This window comes from Micromonospora sp. WMMD1076 (assembly GCF_029581475.1).
GTDB lineage: Bacteria > Actinomycetota > Actinomycetes > Mycobacteriales > Micromonosporaceae > Micromonospora > Micromonospora aurantiaca.
On record NZ_CP120862.1, the window covers coordinates 4,360,032 to 4,375,403 of the forward strand.

Genomic DNA, 15,372 nt, shown 5'->3' on the forward strand with positions numbered 1-15,372 from the left:
CGGACCGACGAATTCGGGGTGTGAGATCACTGCGACGCTCAGTCGCGCGTCAATGGCCGACGATGCCCTTTCCGCACCGTCTCCGCGCCGTCCGGGCGCGGCGGGGAAGATCTGCGTCCATTCCCGATGAGGTACGGAGCGCCGTCGGCGAAGGTTCAACCGGAGATCGGAAAAAATCGAAAGCCGCCGTCCTCGCCGGCGAGGACAGCTCAGTCGGCGCAGAGGTGGTCGAAGGCGAACCCGCCGTCGAAGGAGTCCCGCCGCGCGGCCAGCGCGCGTACCTGCCGGAGAAGCTCGTCGCGGTCCAGCAGGGACGGCGCGGCGCCGTCGAGGTCACGCAGCCGCTCCCCCACCGCCACAGCCGCCAGGTCCTCGACGAGCCGCCCCGGGTCGACGCCGCAGGAGAAACCGCGCGAGGTCAGCCGTACCCGCTCCAGCAGGCAACGGCCGGGCCGTACCTCGGCCCAGGCCCAGCCCTCCGCCGGACCGCCGGTCCAGCGCACGTGCAGGCCGCGCACGATCGGGTCGGCGATCCGGCCCGCCACGTACGCCTCGACCGCCTCGACCCGGGCCAGCGCACCCAGGTCGTTCACCGGTCCGCGCCGGCCGTCCGGCAGCCGGCCGATGATGTCCCGGAAGCCGACCGTGTCACCGCCGTCCGGGCCGGTGCCGTCGGCGTAGGCCCGCGCGTCCAGCACGTACTCGACGAACCGGCGGACCTGCTCCGCGCCGCCCAGCGTGGGCGACTCGACGCGCAGCAACGGCAGGCCGACGGCGGCGCACACCGCGTCGGTCAGCCGTTCGGACCGTCGCGCGGCCGATCCGTCGGGGGCGGGCGCGGTGAACCGCACCGCGAAGCGTGGCAGCCCGGTGCCGGCGGCGCAGACCACCAGGTCGAGCGACGCCCGCCCGGCGGTGCTCCACTGGCTGCCGGTGACCCCCGGCGGGCGGCCCTGCACCAGGTCGCCGAGCCGCCGCCCGGTGTGGCCGAGGTAGCCGGCACGGACCAGGGACGGCGCGGCGCCGGGCGGGACCGGCCGCAGCCAGGAGGCGGTCACGCTGCTTGTGCTCGTCATCTCGCCCCGATCCCCCTCGTCCCGTCGACGCCCGAGTGTAGGCGGTGCGGCACGACCGGTCCGGCCGACCGGTGCGCTACCGCGCCCGTCCCTCTAGGCTCTGCCCGTGCCCAGCGGACGGACCCCGGAACAGTTCACCAAACGCAGCCTCGTCGCCGTCTCCCACGCCATCGAACGCGCCGCGCTCGCCGAGGCCGAGGACGGCCCGCTCGTCGTGCTCGCGCTGTTCCAGCGCCTGCCGTACTTCGCCCGGGAGCGCGAGGTCTACCGGCGCATCGCCGGCCGCGCCGCCGTGACGGTGGTGGCGATGGTCGGCGGACCGCCGCCCGACCTGCCCGAAGGGGCGTACGGCGTGACGCTGGACGAGGCGGAGGCGCTGGCCCGGGAGTGGACGGTGGTGACGCTGAGCCCGCGTTTCGGCGCCACACTCGTCGCGCACGACCGGGCCGAGGTGGCGCCCGCGCCGACGCTGGAGTCCGGCCGGCTGTTCGAGGGACGCTGGGGCTTCCGCCGCGACGAGGCGCTGCACGAGGCGATCCGGCTGCGCGAACAGCTCGCCGAGCGGCTGCCCGCCGCGGCACGCACCGCGCTGGACGACGCGATCGCGCGGGTGCGGGACATCCCGGCCGGGCCGGGCGAACCGCGCGCCGAGGCGGCGCTGCGGATGCTGGCCCGCCGCGGCGACCGGAACGACCAGCCGGTCGAGCCGGCCGAGACGATGCTGGACGAGCCCGGCCTGGCCCGGTGGTCCGGCGCGGACGGGGTGACCGCCTCCGGCACGCTGCCGGTGGCGCTGGTCGGCCTGCGGGTGGACGCGCCGCCCGGCTCGCCGGAACGCTTCGGCCGACGCGACGTCGCCCGCGAGGGACACGCCGTGCTCACCGCGATCACCGCCGTGCTGCGGCCGGTCGACCGCGCGGTGCGCGTCACCGAGAACGAGTTCCAGCTCCTCCTGCCCGGGCTCGACGAACCGGCCGCGCTGGAGGTGGTACGCCGGTTGCACGACGCGATCGGCGCGCTGGCCCGGTCGTACCCGTTCATGGCGTACACCGTGCACGCGGCGGTCGGGGTGACCACCCGGCGGCCGCTGCCCACCGCGGACCTGCGCGCCGCGGTCGACTGGGCGGTACGCAAGGGCCTGCCGGTGGCGGGCCTGCCGCCGGAGACCGCCGACGCCGTGACCGCGGCGGCCCGCTGACCGGCGGTCCGGCTCGAGGGGAGGAGACGCGGTGCGGGTGGTGTCGCTGGTGCCGTCGCTGACCGAGGCGGTCGCGGCCACCCGCCCGGAGGTGCTGGTCGGCGCGACCGACTGGTGCACCCATCCGGCCGGGCTGGACGTCGCCCGGGTCGGCGGGACGAAGTATCCGGACCTGGACCGGGTGCTCGCGCTGGAGCCGGACCTGGTGCTGCTCAACGAGGAGGAGAACCGGCTGGCCGACGCCGAGACGCTGCGCGCGGCCGGGGTGCCGGTCCGGGTCACGTTCCCGCGTACCGTGCCGGAGGCCCTCGACCAGCTCGGTGAGCTGGTGGTCGCGCTCGGCGTGCCGGCCGAGCCGCGATGGCTCCGCGAGGCCCGCCGTGCCTGGGCCGCACCGCCCCCGCCGGAGCGGGTCCGCACCGCCGTGGTGCCGGTGTGGCGGCGGCCCTGGGTGGTGCTGGGGCGGGACACGTTCGCCGGGGACGTGCTGGCCCGGCTCGGTGTGCGCAACGGCTGGGCCGACGACGCGGAACGCTATCCCCGGCCGAGCCTGGACGAGCTGCGCGCCCGGGCGCCGGAGCTGGTGGTGCTGCCCGACGAGCCGTACCGGTTCACCGCCGGCGACGGCCCGGAGGCGTTCCCCGGCGTGCCGGCGGCGCTGGTGTCCGGCCGGCACCTCACCTGGTACGGCCCGTCGCTGGCCGAGGCCCCCGCGCTGCTCACCGCCCAGCTCGCCACCGAGGGCCCTGCCTGACAGGCGGGGCCCGGGTGGCGGCGCTCAGGCTACAGGGGTGGCGTGCACCGGGTCCAGCTCCATCAGCGTGGTGTCGTCCACGTCGTACCCGATCGCGTTGTGCACCGCGACCACGCCCGCGACCTGGGCGGCGAGACGGCCGGCCAGCTCGACGGCGCTGCGCCGGTCCAGCCGCCCGTCCACGGTGACCTCGCCGCCGCGGACCTGGACCGTGACCAGGCCGTCGCGCACCGACAACACCCGGCGCAGCACCTCGTGCACGACCTCCTCGCGGATCTCCGCGTCGGTGCGCAGGTGCACGCGCAGCAGGTCACCGCGGGTGACGATGCCGGCGAGCCGGCCCAGGTCGTCCAGCACGGGGAGCCGCTTGACCGCCTCGTGGTCCATCAGCCGGGCGGTCGCCGCGAGCGACGCCCGCTCGTGGGTGGTGATCGCGGGGGCGGTCATCAGGTCCCGGGCGGCGAGCGCGCCCGCCTTCTCCCGCGCGGTGCGGCGGCGCCGCCCCTCGAAGACCCGCCGCTCGTCCGGGTGGCCGGACCGCTCCACCTTGTGCAGCAGATCCGCCTCGGAGATCACCCCGAGCACCCGGCGGAACGAGTCCACCACCGGCACACCGCTGATCCGCTGCCGGACCAGCACGTCGACGACCTCGCGGTACGGCGTCTCCTCCGTCACCGTCGCGACTTCCCTGGTCATCACATCGGCCACCTGCCACGTCCTCATCACGACCTCCTCGTGCCGGGCCTCCACCTGCGACGGTAGGCGGCCGGCGGGCGCCCTCGTCAGGGGCGGCGGACCGGCCGCGACGGGCCGACCGGACCGGGTACGGACGGGACCAATGGCCCGGTCACGAGGGCACCTCTCGGCCCTGCTCCCGGGCGCCGCGCGGCGGTGGAATGAATGTGCCACCGGGAAGCGCGGTGCGAGGCACAGGAAGGGACGTGGAGACAATGACCGCGACAATCGAGCGGACCCCCGCCGTCGAGCGGACCCCCGCCGCCACCACCGCTCCGGCGGCGCACACCGAGACCACCCGCCAGAAGGCCACCCGGTACGTCTGGGCCGGGCTGCGGCTCGCCCTGGGCTGGGTGTTCCTCTGGGCCTTCCTCGACAAGATGTTCGGCCTCGGCCACGAGACCCCGGCGAAGAACGCCTGGATCAACGGCGGCAGCCCCACCAAGGGCTTCCTCGGAAACGCCGTCGAGGGACCGTTCGCGGGCTTGTACCAGAACCTGGCCGGCGCGGCCTGGGCGGACTGGCTGTTCATGGTCGGCCTGCTCGGCATCGGCGTCGCCCTGATGCTCGGCATCGGCATCCGGGTCGCCGCCGTCGCGGGCGGTCTGCTCCTGGTCCTGATGTGGACGGCCGTGCTGCCCCCGGCGAACAACCCCTTCATGGACGACCACCTCATCTACGCGGGCCTGCTGGCCGGCCTGGCCCTGGTGGGCGCCGGCAACACCCTCGGCCTCGGCCGGGCCTGGGCGAGGCTCCCCCTGGTCCAGCGTCTCCCCTGGCTGAAGTGACCAGCTCGCCCCGGGGCGGGCGCCGCCGGCAGGCGGTGCCCGCCCCCCTTCGTGTCCCCGCCATGCCTGTGTGCGGGGACCGGCGCGTATCGGCCGGTCGCGATCCGGCAGGATCGACTGTGACCACACCGTCAGCATCCGAGGAGATCCGCTCATGGACAAGCCCGAGGTCGGCCCGATCGAGGGCGCGCCGCCCGCCGATCTCGTCGTCGAGGACATCACCGTCGGCGACGGCCCGGAGGCCCGCGCGGGCCAACTGGTGAGCGTGCACTACGTGGGCGTGGCCCACTCGAACGGCCGCGAGTTCGACGCCTCGTGGAACCGGGGTGAGACGTTCGAGTTCCCGCTCGGCGGCGGCCAGGTCATCGCCGGCTGGGACCAGGGCGTCGTGGGCATGAAGGTGGGCGGCCGGCGCAAGCTCACCATCCCGCCGCACCTGGGCTACGGCGCCCGGGGCGCGGGCGGCGTCATCAAGCCGAACGAGACGCTCGTCTTCGTGGTGGACCTGCTCGGCGTGCGCTGAGCGCAACGCCGTTCACGTCGGGCCGTCGGCTTCCGCGCCGGCGGCCCGGCCGTGCGCTCGGGCTGCATGCGCCCGGGCCGCCGGCCGTTCAGGCCGCGCAGGCCATCAGCTCGTGGGAGCGGCCGGGCAGATCCTGGGCGCGGCCGGGCAGGTCTTGCGAGCGGTCGGAGCAGCGCACCGGGAGCACCCGGTGCAGGCCGGTCACCCGCAGCACCCGGGCCACCACCGGGTCGGGGTCGGTGAGCACCAGCTCGCCACCGCGGGCCCGGACCCGCAGGTGGGTGGCGACCAGCGCGCGGACCCCGGCGGCGGAGAGCAGCCGGACACCTGACAGGTCGACCCGCAGCACCGGCCGGGCCGGCGCCGCCCAGAGCGCGGCCCGGAACGCCGTCACGGTGGCGATGTCGATCTCGCCGACCGGTCGCAGCTCGACCACGTGGTCGTGCACGTCCGTCACCACGTGGAAGCGCTCACCGCTGTGTACCATGCGGCCAAACCTACCCGCGCCCACCGACATTTCCGGACCTCGCGGCGGGGGTTCCGGGTAGTGTCCGGGAACCGACCCCGAGCCGTCTCAGGGTCATCCCGCAGCCACGCCGCCACGCCGCGCGGGAAACGGCGAAACGCCGCCGCGGGCTGCCCTGCGCGGCGCCCGCCGGGCCACAATGAGCCGATGGTCGTCCCCCGCCCGCGTGTCCCACTGCTGATCCGGCCGGTCCGCGAGCCGGCGACGGTGCCGCCGCCGCTCACCGGCCCCTGGGCGCCCCGCTGACACCCGGCTCGACCGGGCCGACCTGCTGCCGTTGCCGGCCGGCGGGCACGGCCCGGAGGACGTGGTGGTCGACGGCGACGGCCGGGTGCTCGCACGCTGCCCGGCCTGGACTGAGCGCGACGCGGGGCCGGCCCGCGCGGACGCGGGCCGGCCCGTGGCCGTTCCTCCCCAGGTTCAGCCGCCGCTGTTGCTCCGCGAGGGGGCCGGGGCCGGTGACGACCCGCCGGCCACCGCACCCGGGTGCGGCGTGGCACTCTGCGTGGGCTTCAGCCCCGCCGGTACGGGCAGAGCGCTGCCCTTGGCGAACTCGTCCCAGCCGACATTCCAGGCGGTGAATCCGTTGCCCTGGTCGAGCTTCACCTCGGTGCCCTTGACCGTCACCAGGTCACCGACCTGCGTGAAGCCCATCAGCCAGTCCGCGGCGGTGGCCGAGACGTTGGTGCAGCCGTGCGAGACGTTCGTGCTGCCCTGGTCGCCCTCCGACCACGGCGCCGAGTGGATGAACTCGCCGCCCCAGGTCAGCCGCTGGGCGTCGTCCACGTCGACCACGTAGCCGCCGTTGGGCTCACCGCGGGTGTCGAACGTGGTGTGCTCGTGCTTCTCCATGATCACCATGTTGCCGCTCGACGTCGGCGTGCTCGGCTTGCCGAGGCTGACCGGGATCTTCTTGAGCACCTTGCCGTCCTGGTAGACGGTCATCTGCTTGGTCTCGTTGTCGATGTCGAGCGTCACCTGCCGGCCGACCTTGGCGCTCGCGACCCGGTCGGAGTCGCCGATCGCCTCCTTGCCGATGGGCAGACCCTGCAACGCGCTGCGCACGCTGATCTTCGTGCCCGGCTTCCACCGGTCCGGCGCCCGGTACTCGGCCTGCTTGCCGTCGGCCACCCACGACCAGGTGCCCGGCTGCGGCGGGTCGGTCTTCACGAACAGCCGGCGCTGGACGTCCGCGCGGGCCTCCTTCGGAATCGGCGGGTCGAATCCGAGCACGACCGGCATCGCCGTCCCGTACGTCTGATCCGGCCGGAAATACAATTCGCTGGTGACGGCCGGTTTGGTGGATTTGGCCATCGTCGTGAACGTCGTCTTCTGCGTGGCGGTCCTGCCGGAATCGCCGGTCGCGGTCACCTCCGCCGTGTACGTCCGGGAATTGGCGAGCGGCCGGTCCGGCACCCAGCCGGAGCCGTCCTCACGCGGCTGGGCCGGCACCGCGTTGCCCTTATCGTCGGTCAGCTTGACGGCTGTCACCTTGCCGTTGCTGACCTTCGTCCCCACCTCCGCACTGATCGGCACGTCCCGGGTGTGGTCGGCCGGCGTCACGGAGACCGACGGCGGCGCGGCCTCGGCCCGCTTCGTCACCGACTTCGGGCCGGCGGTACACGCGCCGACCGCCAGCGGCGCGGCTGCGACGGTCATCGCGAAAAGCGTCAGTCGGCGCCTCGCAAACATATTTCGCCCCCCATTTCCGAACCCTCTCGCCCACATTCTGTAGGCCCGGGATCGCGCCGTGGCACCTTCGGCGGAATTGCTCTGAAACAGCTGCGCGAATTGTGCCGGACAGGTAATTCCCGTGCCCGGTTGCGCCTCACGCGCCCTCCGCCCGGTCCGCCCTCTCCCGGTCGATCATGAAGTTGGCGGCACAAGGTGTCCGATTCGCCCCCGCCAACCTCATGATCGACGGAGAGAGGGCGAGCGCGAGGGAGCCGCCCTGGCGAGACCTTGGTACCGGGGCACTTTGCCTGATCTCGACCCACCCCGCCCACCGTCCCGCGAGACGGTGGGCGGGCCGGACGCCGCGGCCGAGCCGGACGCTCGCCCACCCCACCGCCACCCACCCCGCCCCACTGCCGCGATCTTGCAGTTGCGGCCCTCGAGAAGGGTGCGAATCGGGCACATCCGGGGGCCGAAAGTGCAAGATCGCGAGTGCGGGGCGGGGGGCGGGGGGCTCAGACGTTGGCGACCAGGAGGGCGGGTTGTTCGACGCAGTCGGCGACGTGGCGCAGGAAGCCGCCGGCCACGCCACCGTCGCAGACGCGGTGGTCGAACGTGAGGCTGATCTGGGTCACCTTGCGGACCGCGAGCTGCCCGTCCACCACCCACGGCTTGTCCACGATCCGGCCGACGCCGAGCAGCGCCGCCTCCGGGTGGTTGATGATCGGCGTGGAGCCGTCCACGCCGAACACGCCGTAGTTGTTGAGCGTGAACGTCCCGCCGGTCAGCCGCGCCGGTGGCAGCGTGCCGGCCCGGGCCGCCGCAGTGGTCTCGGCGAGCGTGGCGGCCAGTTCCCGGGTGGTCAGCCGCTGCGCGTCACGCAGCACCGGCACGACCAGGCCCCGGTCGGTCTGCGCGGCGATGCCCAGGTGTACGCCCGCGGACTGGACGATCCGCTGGGCCTCGGTGTCGACGTGCGCGTTGAGCTGCGGGTACCGCCGCAGGCCGCTCAGGCAGATCCGGGCCAGCAGCGCCAGGATGCTCACCGGCGTGTCAGGGGTGGCCGCGTTGATCGCGGCGCGCGTCTCCAGCAGGCCGGTGGCGTCCACGTCGACCCAGATGGTCACCTCGGGGATCTCCCGCCGGCTGCGGGAGAGCTTGTCGGCGATCACCTTGCGGATACCGGTGAGCGGGATGACAGTGTCCCCGTCGCCGGCCGGGGCGAGCCCGACGTGGGCGGCCGGGGCGTCCGGCACCGCGGCCAGCCGGGCCGCCGGTGCGGGGGCGGCCACGGCGGCGTCCAGGTCGGCCCGGCGGATCACGCCGCCCGGCCCGGTGCCGCGCAGCGACGCCAGATCGATGCCGTGCTCCTTCGCCAGCCGCCGCACGATCGGCGAGATGACCAGCGGTGCCACCGACGGTCCGCCGATCTGCCCTGGCTCAGCCGCACGGTCCGCCGAGGCGGCCGTGCCGTTCGGAGCCGACACGCCGGCCGGAACCGAGCCCGCCGGAACCGACGAACCGGCCGGAACCGAGCCGGCCGGAGCCGGACTCGCCGGAGCGGGAGAGCCCGCCGGAGTCGGGGAGCCGGCCGCCGGGCCGGACGCGGGGCCCGCCGCGACCGGCGTACCGGGCTCGGGGGCCAGCGCCAGCCGCGGACGGCGCCGCCGCCGGCCCGTACCGCCGTGGCCGGTGCCGTAGCCGATCAGGACGTTTCCGGACCCGGCTCGCTCCTCCTCACGGTAGGTGGCGTGCGGGTCGGGGGCGTCGTCGAGCGGGGCGATGGTGACCAGCGGCTGACCGACCGGGCGCACCTCACCGGCCGCGCCGTGCAGGGCCACGACCCGTCCGGCGTACGGGCACGGCACGTCGACGACGGCCTTGGCCGTCTCCACCTCGACCACCGTCTGGTCCACGGTGACCACGTCGCCGACCGCGACCCGCCACTCGACGATCTCCGCCTCGCTCAGCCCTTCCCCGAGGTCGGGCAGGAGGAAGTCGCGGGTGCCCACAGCCGTGCTCATGCCGTGCTGACCGGGCATGCCCACACGGCCCTCGCTCCGCTCGGTGCGCTCGGTCATGCCGTGCCGGCCGGGCATGCCCACACGGCCCTCGCTCCGCTCGGTGCGCTCGATCATGCCGCCACCCACCGCGTGTCGGGCTGGTCGTCCCACTGGAGCCGGGCCACGGTGTCCAGCACCCGGTCGACCGAGGGCAGGTGGGTGTGCTCCAGCATCGGCGCCGGGTACGGGATGTCCAGGCCGGACACACGCAGCACCGGAGCGTGCAGGGCGTGGAAGCAACGCTCCTGCACCCTGGCGGCGATCTCCGCGCCGACACCGGCGAAGCCCTGCGCCTCCTGGATCACCACGCACCGGCCGGTACGGCGGACCGAGGCGGTGACGGTGGCGTCGTCGAACGGCACGATGCTGCGGACGTCGACGACCTCCAGGTCCCAGCCCTCCTCGCGGGCGGCCTCGGCGGCGGCGAGCGCGACGGGCACCGCCGGGCCGTACGCGATCAGCGTGGCGTCGGTGCCGGTGCGGCGCACCACTGCGGTGCCGATCGGCGCGGTACGGGCCGGCAGCTCCGCCTCTGCGCTGGTGAAGTAGAGCTTCTTGGGCTCCAGGAACACCACCGGGTCGGGGTCGTCGATGGCGGCGCGCAGCAGCGAGTACGCGTCCTCCACAGTCGCGGGCGTGACCACCTTCAGGCCCGGGGTGTGCGCGTAGTACGCCTCGGACGAGTCGCAGTGGTGCTCCACGCCGCCGATGCCACCGGCGTACGGCACCCGGATGACGATCGGCACGCTCAGTGCCCCGCGGGTGCGGTTGCGCAGCTTCGCCACGTGCGAGGCGATCTGCTCGAACGCCGGGTACGCGAACGCGTCGAACTGCATCTCGACGACCGGCCGCAGCCCGGACATGGCCAGGCCGACGGCGAACCCGACGATGCCGGCCTCGGCGAGCGGGGTGTCGAAGCAGCGCTTGTCGCCGAAGCGGGCCTGCAGCCCGTCGGTGATCCGGAAGACGCCGCCGAGCTGGCCGACGTCCTCGCCGAAGACGAGCACCCGGTCGTCGTCGAGCATCGCGTCGGCGAGCGCGGCGTTGAGCGCCTTCGCCATGGTCATGGTGGCCATCAGGCGTCCCCCTCCGCGTCGGCGGCCAGCTCGGCCCGGACCATCTCGCGCTGCTCGGCGAGTTGCGGCGTCGGCTCGGCGTACACGTGGTCGAACAGGCTCAGCGGGTCCACTGCCGGCTGGGAGTCCATCCGGCGGCGCAGCGCCGCGGCGTACTCCTCGGCTTCGTCGGCGATCGCCGCGACGGCGGCGTCGTCGAGGACGCCCGCGGCCCGCAGGTACGCCTCGAGCCGCGCGATCGGGTCGCGGTCGCGCCACGCCTCGACCTCGTCGGCGTCGCGGTAGCGGGTCTGGTCGTCGGCGTTGGTGTGCGGCTCCATCCGGTACGTGTGCGCCTCGACCAGGTAGGGGCCCTTGCCGGCGCGGGCGTGCGCGACGGCGCGCTCCAGCACCGCCAGGACGGCCACCGGGTCGTTGCCGTCGACCTGCTCGCTGGGTACGCCGTAGCCGACGCCCTTGTACGCCAGGCTCGGCGCGGCGGTCTGCCGGGACAGCGGCACGCTGATCGCGTACTTGTTGTTCTGCACCAGGTAGACGACCGGCGCCTTGAACACGGCGGCGAAGTTGATGCCCTCGTGGAAGTCGCCCTCGCTGGTGGCGCCGTCGCCGATGAACGCCAGCGCCACGGTGTCGCGGCCCTGGTACGACTCGCCGTAGGCCAGCCCGGCGGCGTGCACGCACTGGGTGGCGAGCGGGGTGCACTGCGGTGCGGTGCGGGTGGCGGCCGGGTCGTACCCGCAGTGCCAGTCGCCGCGCAGCAGCGTGAGCACCTCGACCGGGTCGAGGCCGCGCGCGGTGAGCGCCATCGACTCGCGGTAGGTGGGGAACACCCAGTCGGTGTCGCGCAGCGCGAGCACGCCGCCGATCTGGCACGCCTCCTGTCCGCGCGCGGACGGGTAGACGGCGAGGCGGCCCTGCTTGGTGAGCGCGGTGGCCTGCACGTCGAAGCGGCGGCCGACGACCATGCGCCGGTACATCTCGCGCAGCGTCTCGACCGGCGGCTCCGGGTAGTCGTCGCGGGCCGGCAGCGAGGTCCCGTCGGGTTCGAGCAGCCGGACCGGTTCCCGCTGCGGCATGAAACCGGCCGACGGGTCGGGTGCGGCCGGGGTGGACTTCCGGCGGGTACGCGGGGATGCCCTGCGGACCGCCTGGGGTGTGGTCGTCACGGCGGGGACCTCCTGGACGTGTGGTGGCCCTATGCTCCCGGTCGTGGATGATTGACTCAACATCCGGGATGAACGCGGGACGAATGGCACGGGAGGGCGGCTGAGGTGAGCCAGGAGACCGGCGCCACACCGGGCGTGGCGGGCGGAACGGGACGTTCGGCCGGGCCGCTGGACGAGGTCGACCGGCGGATCCTGCGCGAGCTGGTCCGCGACGCCCGGACGTCCATCCGTACGCTCGCCGAACGGGTGCACGTCTCCCGCACCAACGCGTACGCCCGGGTGGAGCGGCTGCTGCGCGACGGCGTACTGACCGGGTTCACCGCGCGGGTCGCTCCGGAGCCGGCCGGGCTGGGCACGTCGGCGTACATCGCGCTCACCATCGAGCAGAACACCTGGCGGGAGGTCTCCGCCGAGCTGGCCCGGGTGCGCTACATCGAGCACGCGGCGCTGCTCAGCGGCGAGCACGACGTCCTCGCGCTGGTCCGGGCGCCGGACAACGCGACGTTGCGGGACGTGGTGCTGGACCGGGTGCAGAGCATCGCCGGAGTGCTGTCCACCCGTACCTGGCTGGTGTTCGAGGAGTTCGACGGCACGCAGAGCCCCTGGGACTGACCGGTCAGCGCTCCGGCGGCGACTCCAGCCCTTCGGCGTCGGCCCGCTCCAGCAGCGCTTCCAGCGAGTACCGCCGCCCGTCCAGCCCGGCGTGCGGGTCGCCGCGCCCGGCGAACCGCGCGGGCATGCTGAGCACGTCGAAGTCCTCCGGGCGGGCGTCGTCCAGCTCGGACCACTCCAGCGGCGCCGAGACCAGCGCCGCCGGCGTCGGCCGGATCGAGTACGCCGAGGTCATCGTGTGGTCGCGGGCCATCTGGTTGTAGTCGACGAAGACCGGCCGGTCCCGCTGGTCGCGCCACCAGGTGGTGGTGACCAGGTCGGGCAGGCGGCGCTGCATCTCCCGGCCCAGCGCGAGCACCGCCCGCCGGCACTCGCCGAAGCTCCAGCGCGGCTCGATCGAGACGTAGACGTGGATGCCGCGCCCACCCGTGGTCTTCGGGAAGCCCGCCAGGCCCAGCTCGGCCAGGAACGCGCGCACCTCGTGCGCCACCGGCACCACCTGCGCGAAGTCGACACCCGGCATCGGGTCGAGGTCGATGCGGAGCTGGTCGGGGTGTTCCACGTCGTCCTTCGACACCGGCCACGGGTGGAACCGCAGCGTGCCCAGGTTGGCCGCCCAGATCACCACCGCCAGCTCGCTCGGGGCCACCTCGTCGGCGGTACGGCCGCTGGGGAACGTGATGTGCGCGGTGCGCACCCAGTCGGGCGCGCCGGCCGGGAGCCGCTTCTGGTAGAACGCGTCGCCCTTGTTGGTCTGCCGGGTGGCGACCTTGGCGCCCTCGAACACGCCGCGCGGCCAGCGTTCCAGCATGGTGGGCCGGTCACGTAGCGCGCGCAGGATGCCGTCGCCGACGGACAGGAAGTAGCGGACCACGTCCAGCTTGGTCAGTCCGCGCTCCGGGAAGTAGGGCTTGTCGGGGCTGGAGACGCGGACCAGCCGCTCCCCCACCTGGATCTCCTGCGCCGCCGTGGTCGCCACCGTCACACCGTAGCGATCCTGCCCGCCGTGGGGGCCGGCTCACCGGGACTCCGCCGTCACCGACAGCCGGATCCAGGCGTCCACCCAGGCCCGTACCGCCGGTTCGCCCGGGTCGGCGCCGAGCGTCCCGGCCAGGCCGGACAGGGTCGCGCCGCAGCGGTCCAGGCCGACCGCGGCGAGACCGGCCGCCGTCGCGCGCAGCCGCTCCGGGAAGCCGGCCGGCAAATGCCGCAGGCCGGTGTGCGCGGCCTGCGCGAGCAGCGCCGACGCCGCACCCAGCGCGGCGGCGACCGGGTCGGGCCGGGCCTCGACCGCGCCGGCCAGCCGCCCGTCGCCCGCGCCCGGTGCCAGATCGGGTACGACCACCACGTCGGCGACCACCGCCAGCGGCTCGACGACGAGTCCGTCGGCGCCCCGGCGCACAGTCCCGCTGACGTAGCGCGGCGGCCCGTGTGTGCCGTCCAGCGCCGCCGCGAGCGCGTCGAGGGCGCCCGGGGCGGCGGCGTGGTGGGTCGCGGTGACAGTCGCCGTGCCGCCGCCGGCTCCGGTCACCGTGGCATCGAGGCGCTGCTCGCCGGCCGCGTACCCGATGGCGCGCACCTCGCCGAGCGCGAGCACCCGCACCGACTCGGCGGCGGTACGGGGGCGCAGCAGCCGGGGTGGCCGCCCCGCCAGCTCGGCGGCGAGCGCGTCCGGGTCGCGGGCGAGCAGGCCGGGCGGCAGGCCGGACCACTCCCCCGCGCCGGGGGTGACTGTGGTGCGGGCCAGCCGGCCGGCGGCGAACCGGAGCCGGTGCGCGGCGCTGCGCACCGCCGACTCGGAGACCACGTTGCCGGTGGCGAGCGCGCCGAGCGTCGCGCCGGTGACCCGCCGCCCGGCCAGCTCGTGCCCGGTGGGCGGGCCGTCGTCGGTGACCGGGTAGGCGCGGTGCAGCACCAGCACCGAGACGGCCGCCGGGTGGGCGAGCACCACGTCCACGCCCACCTCTCCGCCGCTTTCCCGGACCCGGGCGCCGAGGCCGGTCAGCCGTACCCGCCGCAGCGGCGTCTCCGCCGGCTCGTGGGTGCCCAGCACCCGCTCCGCCGGGGTGGCGCCCGCGTTGGCCACCGCGCGCCGCCGCGCGGGCAGCTCGGCGAGCAGGCCGGCGAGCGTGTCCGGCCGGTACCGGGCGCCGCGCGCGGCGTACGCCTCCAGTTGCCCGGCCAGGTCGTCCACCGCCAGCAGCGGCCAGCGCAGACCGGCCGCGTCGAGGTCACGCCGGGTCTCCGCCAGCCGGGCGTCCACGCCGGAGCCCAGGTGCGCGGCCCCGGTCAGAAGCACGTCTGCGGCCAGCGCGACCGCCGCGTCCAGCGCGGGACGGTCCGTGACGGTGGCGGATCCGCCGACGTGTACCTGGGCCTCCGGGCGGTCCGGGTGTTCCCGGTCGGCCGTCCGGCACGCCCACACGGCGAGCGCGATCGCCTCGCCGCCGTCGTCGGCCGCGTCGCCGCGTGCGTACCCGATCTGCCTGGGCACCAGGAACCGGACCGTGCCGGTGGGCAGCTCCACGCGCGGGACCGGGTCGGCGGGGTCCGGCCGGTGGACCACGGCGGCGTAGCCGCGCCGCAGCCGCCGTCGCGCGGCGGTGAGCGCCGGAGCGCCGATCGCGGCGGCCAGTTCCTCGTCGGTGACGTCGCCCGGCGACCAGCGCCACGGCTCGCCACCGGCTCCGGCGTCGTCCCGGCCCGGCGCGACGTCGTGGCCCGGCTCGGCATCGTGGCCCGACGTGGCGTGCCGGTCCCGCGTGCCGTCGGGGTCCGGCGCGGCGCGCGGGCCGGGCGTCGCCTCGTGGCCCGGTGCGGCGTCCTGGTCCGGCGTCGCCTCGCGGCCCGGTGCGGCGTCCTGGTCCGGCGTCGCCTGCGGGCTCGGCGTGGTGGCGGCGTGCGTGCGCTGGTAGGTCAGGACGACGGCGAGCAGGTGCCGGCACAAGCCGCGCGCCGGGCAGGAGCAGATCCCGGCCGCGAGGCCGCCGCCCACCGGCAGCGTCACAGTCACCCCGTCCGGGTAGGCGGCGCGCACCGCGCCGTCGGCGTCCTCGGTGAGCGCCTGCCGCTCACCGGCGTCGACCTCCTTCGTGGCACGTTTCACCAGGCCCCTGTTGCTCAGCGCGGCGAGCACGTCCGGGGTGAGCGCGATCAGGTCGTCACGGGTCATCCGGTCCCC

At 75.1% G+C, this 15,372-nt stretch carries 14 protein-coding genes; 5 read left to right on the forward strand and 9 right to left on the reverse strand.

The features are described 5' to 3' along the window. Positions 1 to 209: 209 nt before the first annotated feature. Positions 210 to 1,076 (reverse strand): DUF2726 domain-containing protein, encoded by an 867-nt coding sequence (locus tag O7622_RS20760; RefSeq protein WP_282309835.1) that lies wholly within the window; start codon positions 1,074 to 1,076, stop codon positions 210 to 212. Between the two features lie 106 nt (positions 1,077 to 1,182). Between O7622_RS20760 and O7622_RS20765 the strand changes: the two genes are divergently transcribed. Further along, positions 1,183 to 2,274, forward strand: coding sequence for a DICT sensory domain-containing protein (locus tag O7622_RS20765; protein WP_282309836.1), 1,092 nt, complete (start codon positions 1,183 to 1,185; stop codon positions 2,272 to 2,274). Between the two features lie 31 nt (positions 2,275 to 2,305). Beyond that, positions 2,306 to 3,028, forward strand: a complete 723-nt coding sequence (locus O7622_RS20770; protein ID WP_282309837.1) for a helical backbone metal receptor — start codon at positions 2,306 to 2,308, stop codon at positions 3,026 to 3,028. Positions 3,029 to 3,052: 24 nt separating this feature from the next. Here O7622_RS20770 and O7622_RS20775 read toward each other — a convergent pair whose 3' ends face one another. Continuing rightward, positions 3,053 to 3,751, reverse strand: coding sequence for a CBS domain-containing protein (locus tag O7622_RS20775; protein ID WP_282309838.1), 699 nt, complete (start codon positions 3,749 to 3,751; stop codon positions 3,053 to 3,055). A 227-nt stretch (positions 3,752 to 3,978) separates the two neighbouring features. Here O7622_RS20775 and O7622_RS20780 point away from each other — a divergent pair, with 227 nt between their 5' ends. Next, the gene (locus tag O7622_RS20780; RefSeq protein ID WP_282309840.1) at positions 3,979 to 4,551 is read left to right on the forward strand and encodes a DoxX family membrane protein; all 573 of its coding nucleotides are present in this window, start codon (positions 3,979 to 3,981) and stop codon (positions 4,549 to 4,551) included. A gap of 154 nt (positions 4,552 to 4,705) precedes the next feature. After that, positions 4,706 to 5,074, forward strand: a complete 369-nt coding sequence (locus O7622_RS20785) for an FKBP-type peptidyl-prolyl cis-trans isomerase (protein ID WP_282309841.1) — start codon at positions 4,706 to 4,708, stop codon at positions 5,072 to 5,074. An 88-nt stretch (positions 5,075 to 5,162) separates the two neighbouring features. Here O7622_RS20785 and O7622_RS20790 read toward each other — a convergent pair whose 3' ends face one another. The 5 genes from O7622_RS20790 to pdhA all read right to left on the reverse strand — a co-directional run bounded on the left by O7622_RS20790 (position 5,163) and on the right by pdhA (position 11,612). Further along, positions 5,163 to 5,561, reverse strand: coding sequence for an STAS domain-containing protein (locus O7622_RS20790; RefSeq protein ID WP_282309842.1), 399 nt, complete (start codon positions 5,559 to 5,561; stop codon positions 5,163 to 5,165). A 459-nt stretch (positions 5,562 to 6,020) separates the two neighbouring features. Next, positions 6,021 to 7,292, reverse strand: a complete 1,272-nt coding sequence (locus O7622_RS20795) for an Ig-like domain-containing protein (RefSeq protein WP_282309843.1) — start codon at positions 7,290 to 7,292, stop codon at positions 6,021 to 6,023. A 497-nt stretch (positions 7,293 to 7,789) separates the two neighbouring features. Further along, positions 7,790 to 9,298 carry a dihydrolipoamide acetyltransferase family protein gene (locus O7622_RS20800; RefSeq protein WP_282314187.1) on the reverse strand — a complete coding sequence of 503 codons (1,509 nt, stop codon included), beginning with the start codon at positions 9,296 to 9,298 and terminating at the stop codon, positions 7,790 to 7,792. Between the two features lie 110 nt (positions 9,299 to 9,408). Continuing rightward, positions 9,409 to 10,413 carry an alpha-ketoacid dehydrogenase subunit beta gene (locus tag O7622_RS20805; RefSeq protein ID WP_282309844.1) on the reverse strand — a complete coding sequence of 335 codons (1,005 nt, stop codon included), beginning with the start codon at positions 10,411 to 10,413 and terminating at the stop codon, positions 9,409 to 9,411. Next, positions 10,413 to 11,612, reverse strand: coding sequence for a pyruvate dehydrogenase (acetyl-transferring) E1 component subunit alpha (pdhA, locus tag O7622_RS20810; protein WP_282314188.1), 1,200 nt, complete (start codon positions 11,610 to 11,612; stop codon positions 10,413 to 10,415). The genes O7622_RS20805 and pdhA overlap by 1 nt, the downstream gene beginning before the upstream one ends. 102 nt (positions 11,613 to 11,714) lie before the next feature. Between pdhA and O7622_RS20815 the strand changes: the two genes are divergently transcribed. Then, entirely contained in the window at positions 11,715 to 12,191 is a 477-nt protein-coding gene (locus tag O7622_RS20815) for an Lrp/AsnC family transcriptional regulator (RefSeq protein ID WP_282314189.1), read from the forward strand. Positions 12,192 to 12,195: 4 nt separating this feature from the next. On the opposite strand, the gene O7622_RS20820 is transcribed toward O7622_RS20815, so the two are convergent. Next, complete coding sequence (locus O7622_RS20820; RefSeq protein WP_282309845.1) at positions 12,196 to 13,176, reverse strand: DNA primase small subunit domain-containing protein; 981 nt, start codon at positions 13,174 to 13,176, stop codon at positions 12,196 to 12,198. Positions 13,177 to 13,209: 33 nt separating this feature from the next. Continuing rightward, positions 13,210 to 15,363: a hypothetical protein gene (locus tag O7622_RS20825; protein WP_282309846.1), complete on the reverse strand. Its 2,154-nt coding sequence runs from the start codon at positions 15,361 to 15,363 to the stop codon at positions 13,210 to 13,212. Positions 15,364 to 15,372 lie beyond the last annotated feature (9 nt).

What these genes read in the sequence shown, in the direction of transcription:
- O7622_RS20760 (WP_282309835.1), bottom strand. Translation starts at nt 1,076, where the DNA reads ATGACGAGCACAAGCAGCGTGACCGCCTCCTGGCTGCGGCCGGTCCCG.
- O7622_RS20775 (WP_282309838.1), bottom strand. Translation starts at nt 3,751, where the DNA reads ATGAGGACGTGGCAGGTGGCCGATGTGATGACCAGGGAAGTCGCGACG.
- O7622_RS20780 (WP_282309840.1), top strand. Translation starts at nt 3,979, where the DNA reads ATGACCGCGACAATCGAGCGGACCCCCGCCGTCGAGCGGACCCCCGCC.
- O7622_RS20785 (WP_282309841.1), top strand. Translation starts at nt 4,706, where the DNA reads ATGGACAAGCCCGAGGTCGGCCCGATCGAGGGCGCGCCGCCCGCCGAT.
- O7622_RS20790 (WP_282309842.1), bottom strand. Translation starts at nt 5,561, where the DNA reads ATGGTACACAGCGGTGAGCGCTTCCACGTGGTGACGGACGTGCACGAC.
- O7622_RS20795 (WP_282309843.1), bottom strand. Translation starts at nt 7,292, where the DNA reads ATGTTTGCGAGGCGCCGACTGACGCTTTTCGCGATGACCGTCGCAGCC.
- O7622_RS20800 (WP_282314187.1), bottom strand. Translation starts at nt 9,298, where the DNA reads ATGAGCACGGCTGTGGGCACCCGCGACTTCCTCCTGCCCGACCTCGGG.
- O7622_RS20805 (WP_282309844.1), bottom strand. Translation starts at nt 10,413, where the DNA reads ATGGCCACCATGACCATGGCGAAGGCGCTCAACGCCGCGCTCGCCGAC.
- O7622_RS20825 (WP_282309846.1), bottom strand. Translation starts at nt 15,363, where the DNA reads ATGACCCGTGACGACCTGATCGCGCTCACCCCGGACGTGCTCGCCGCG.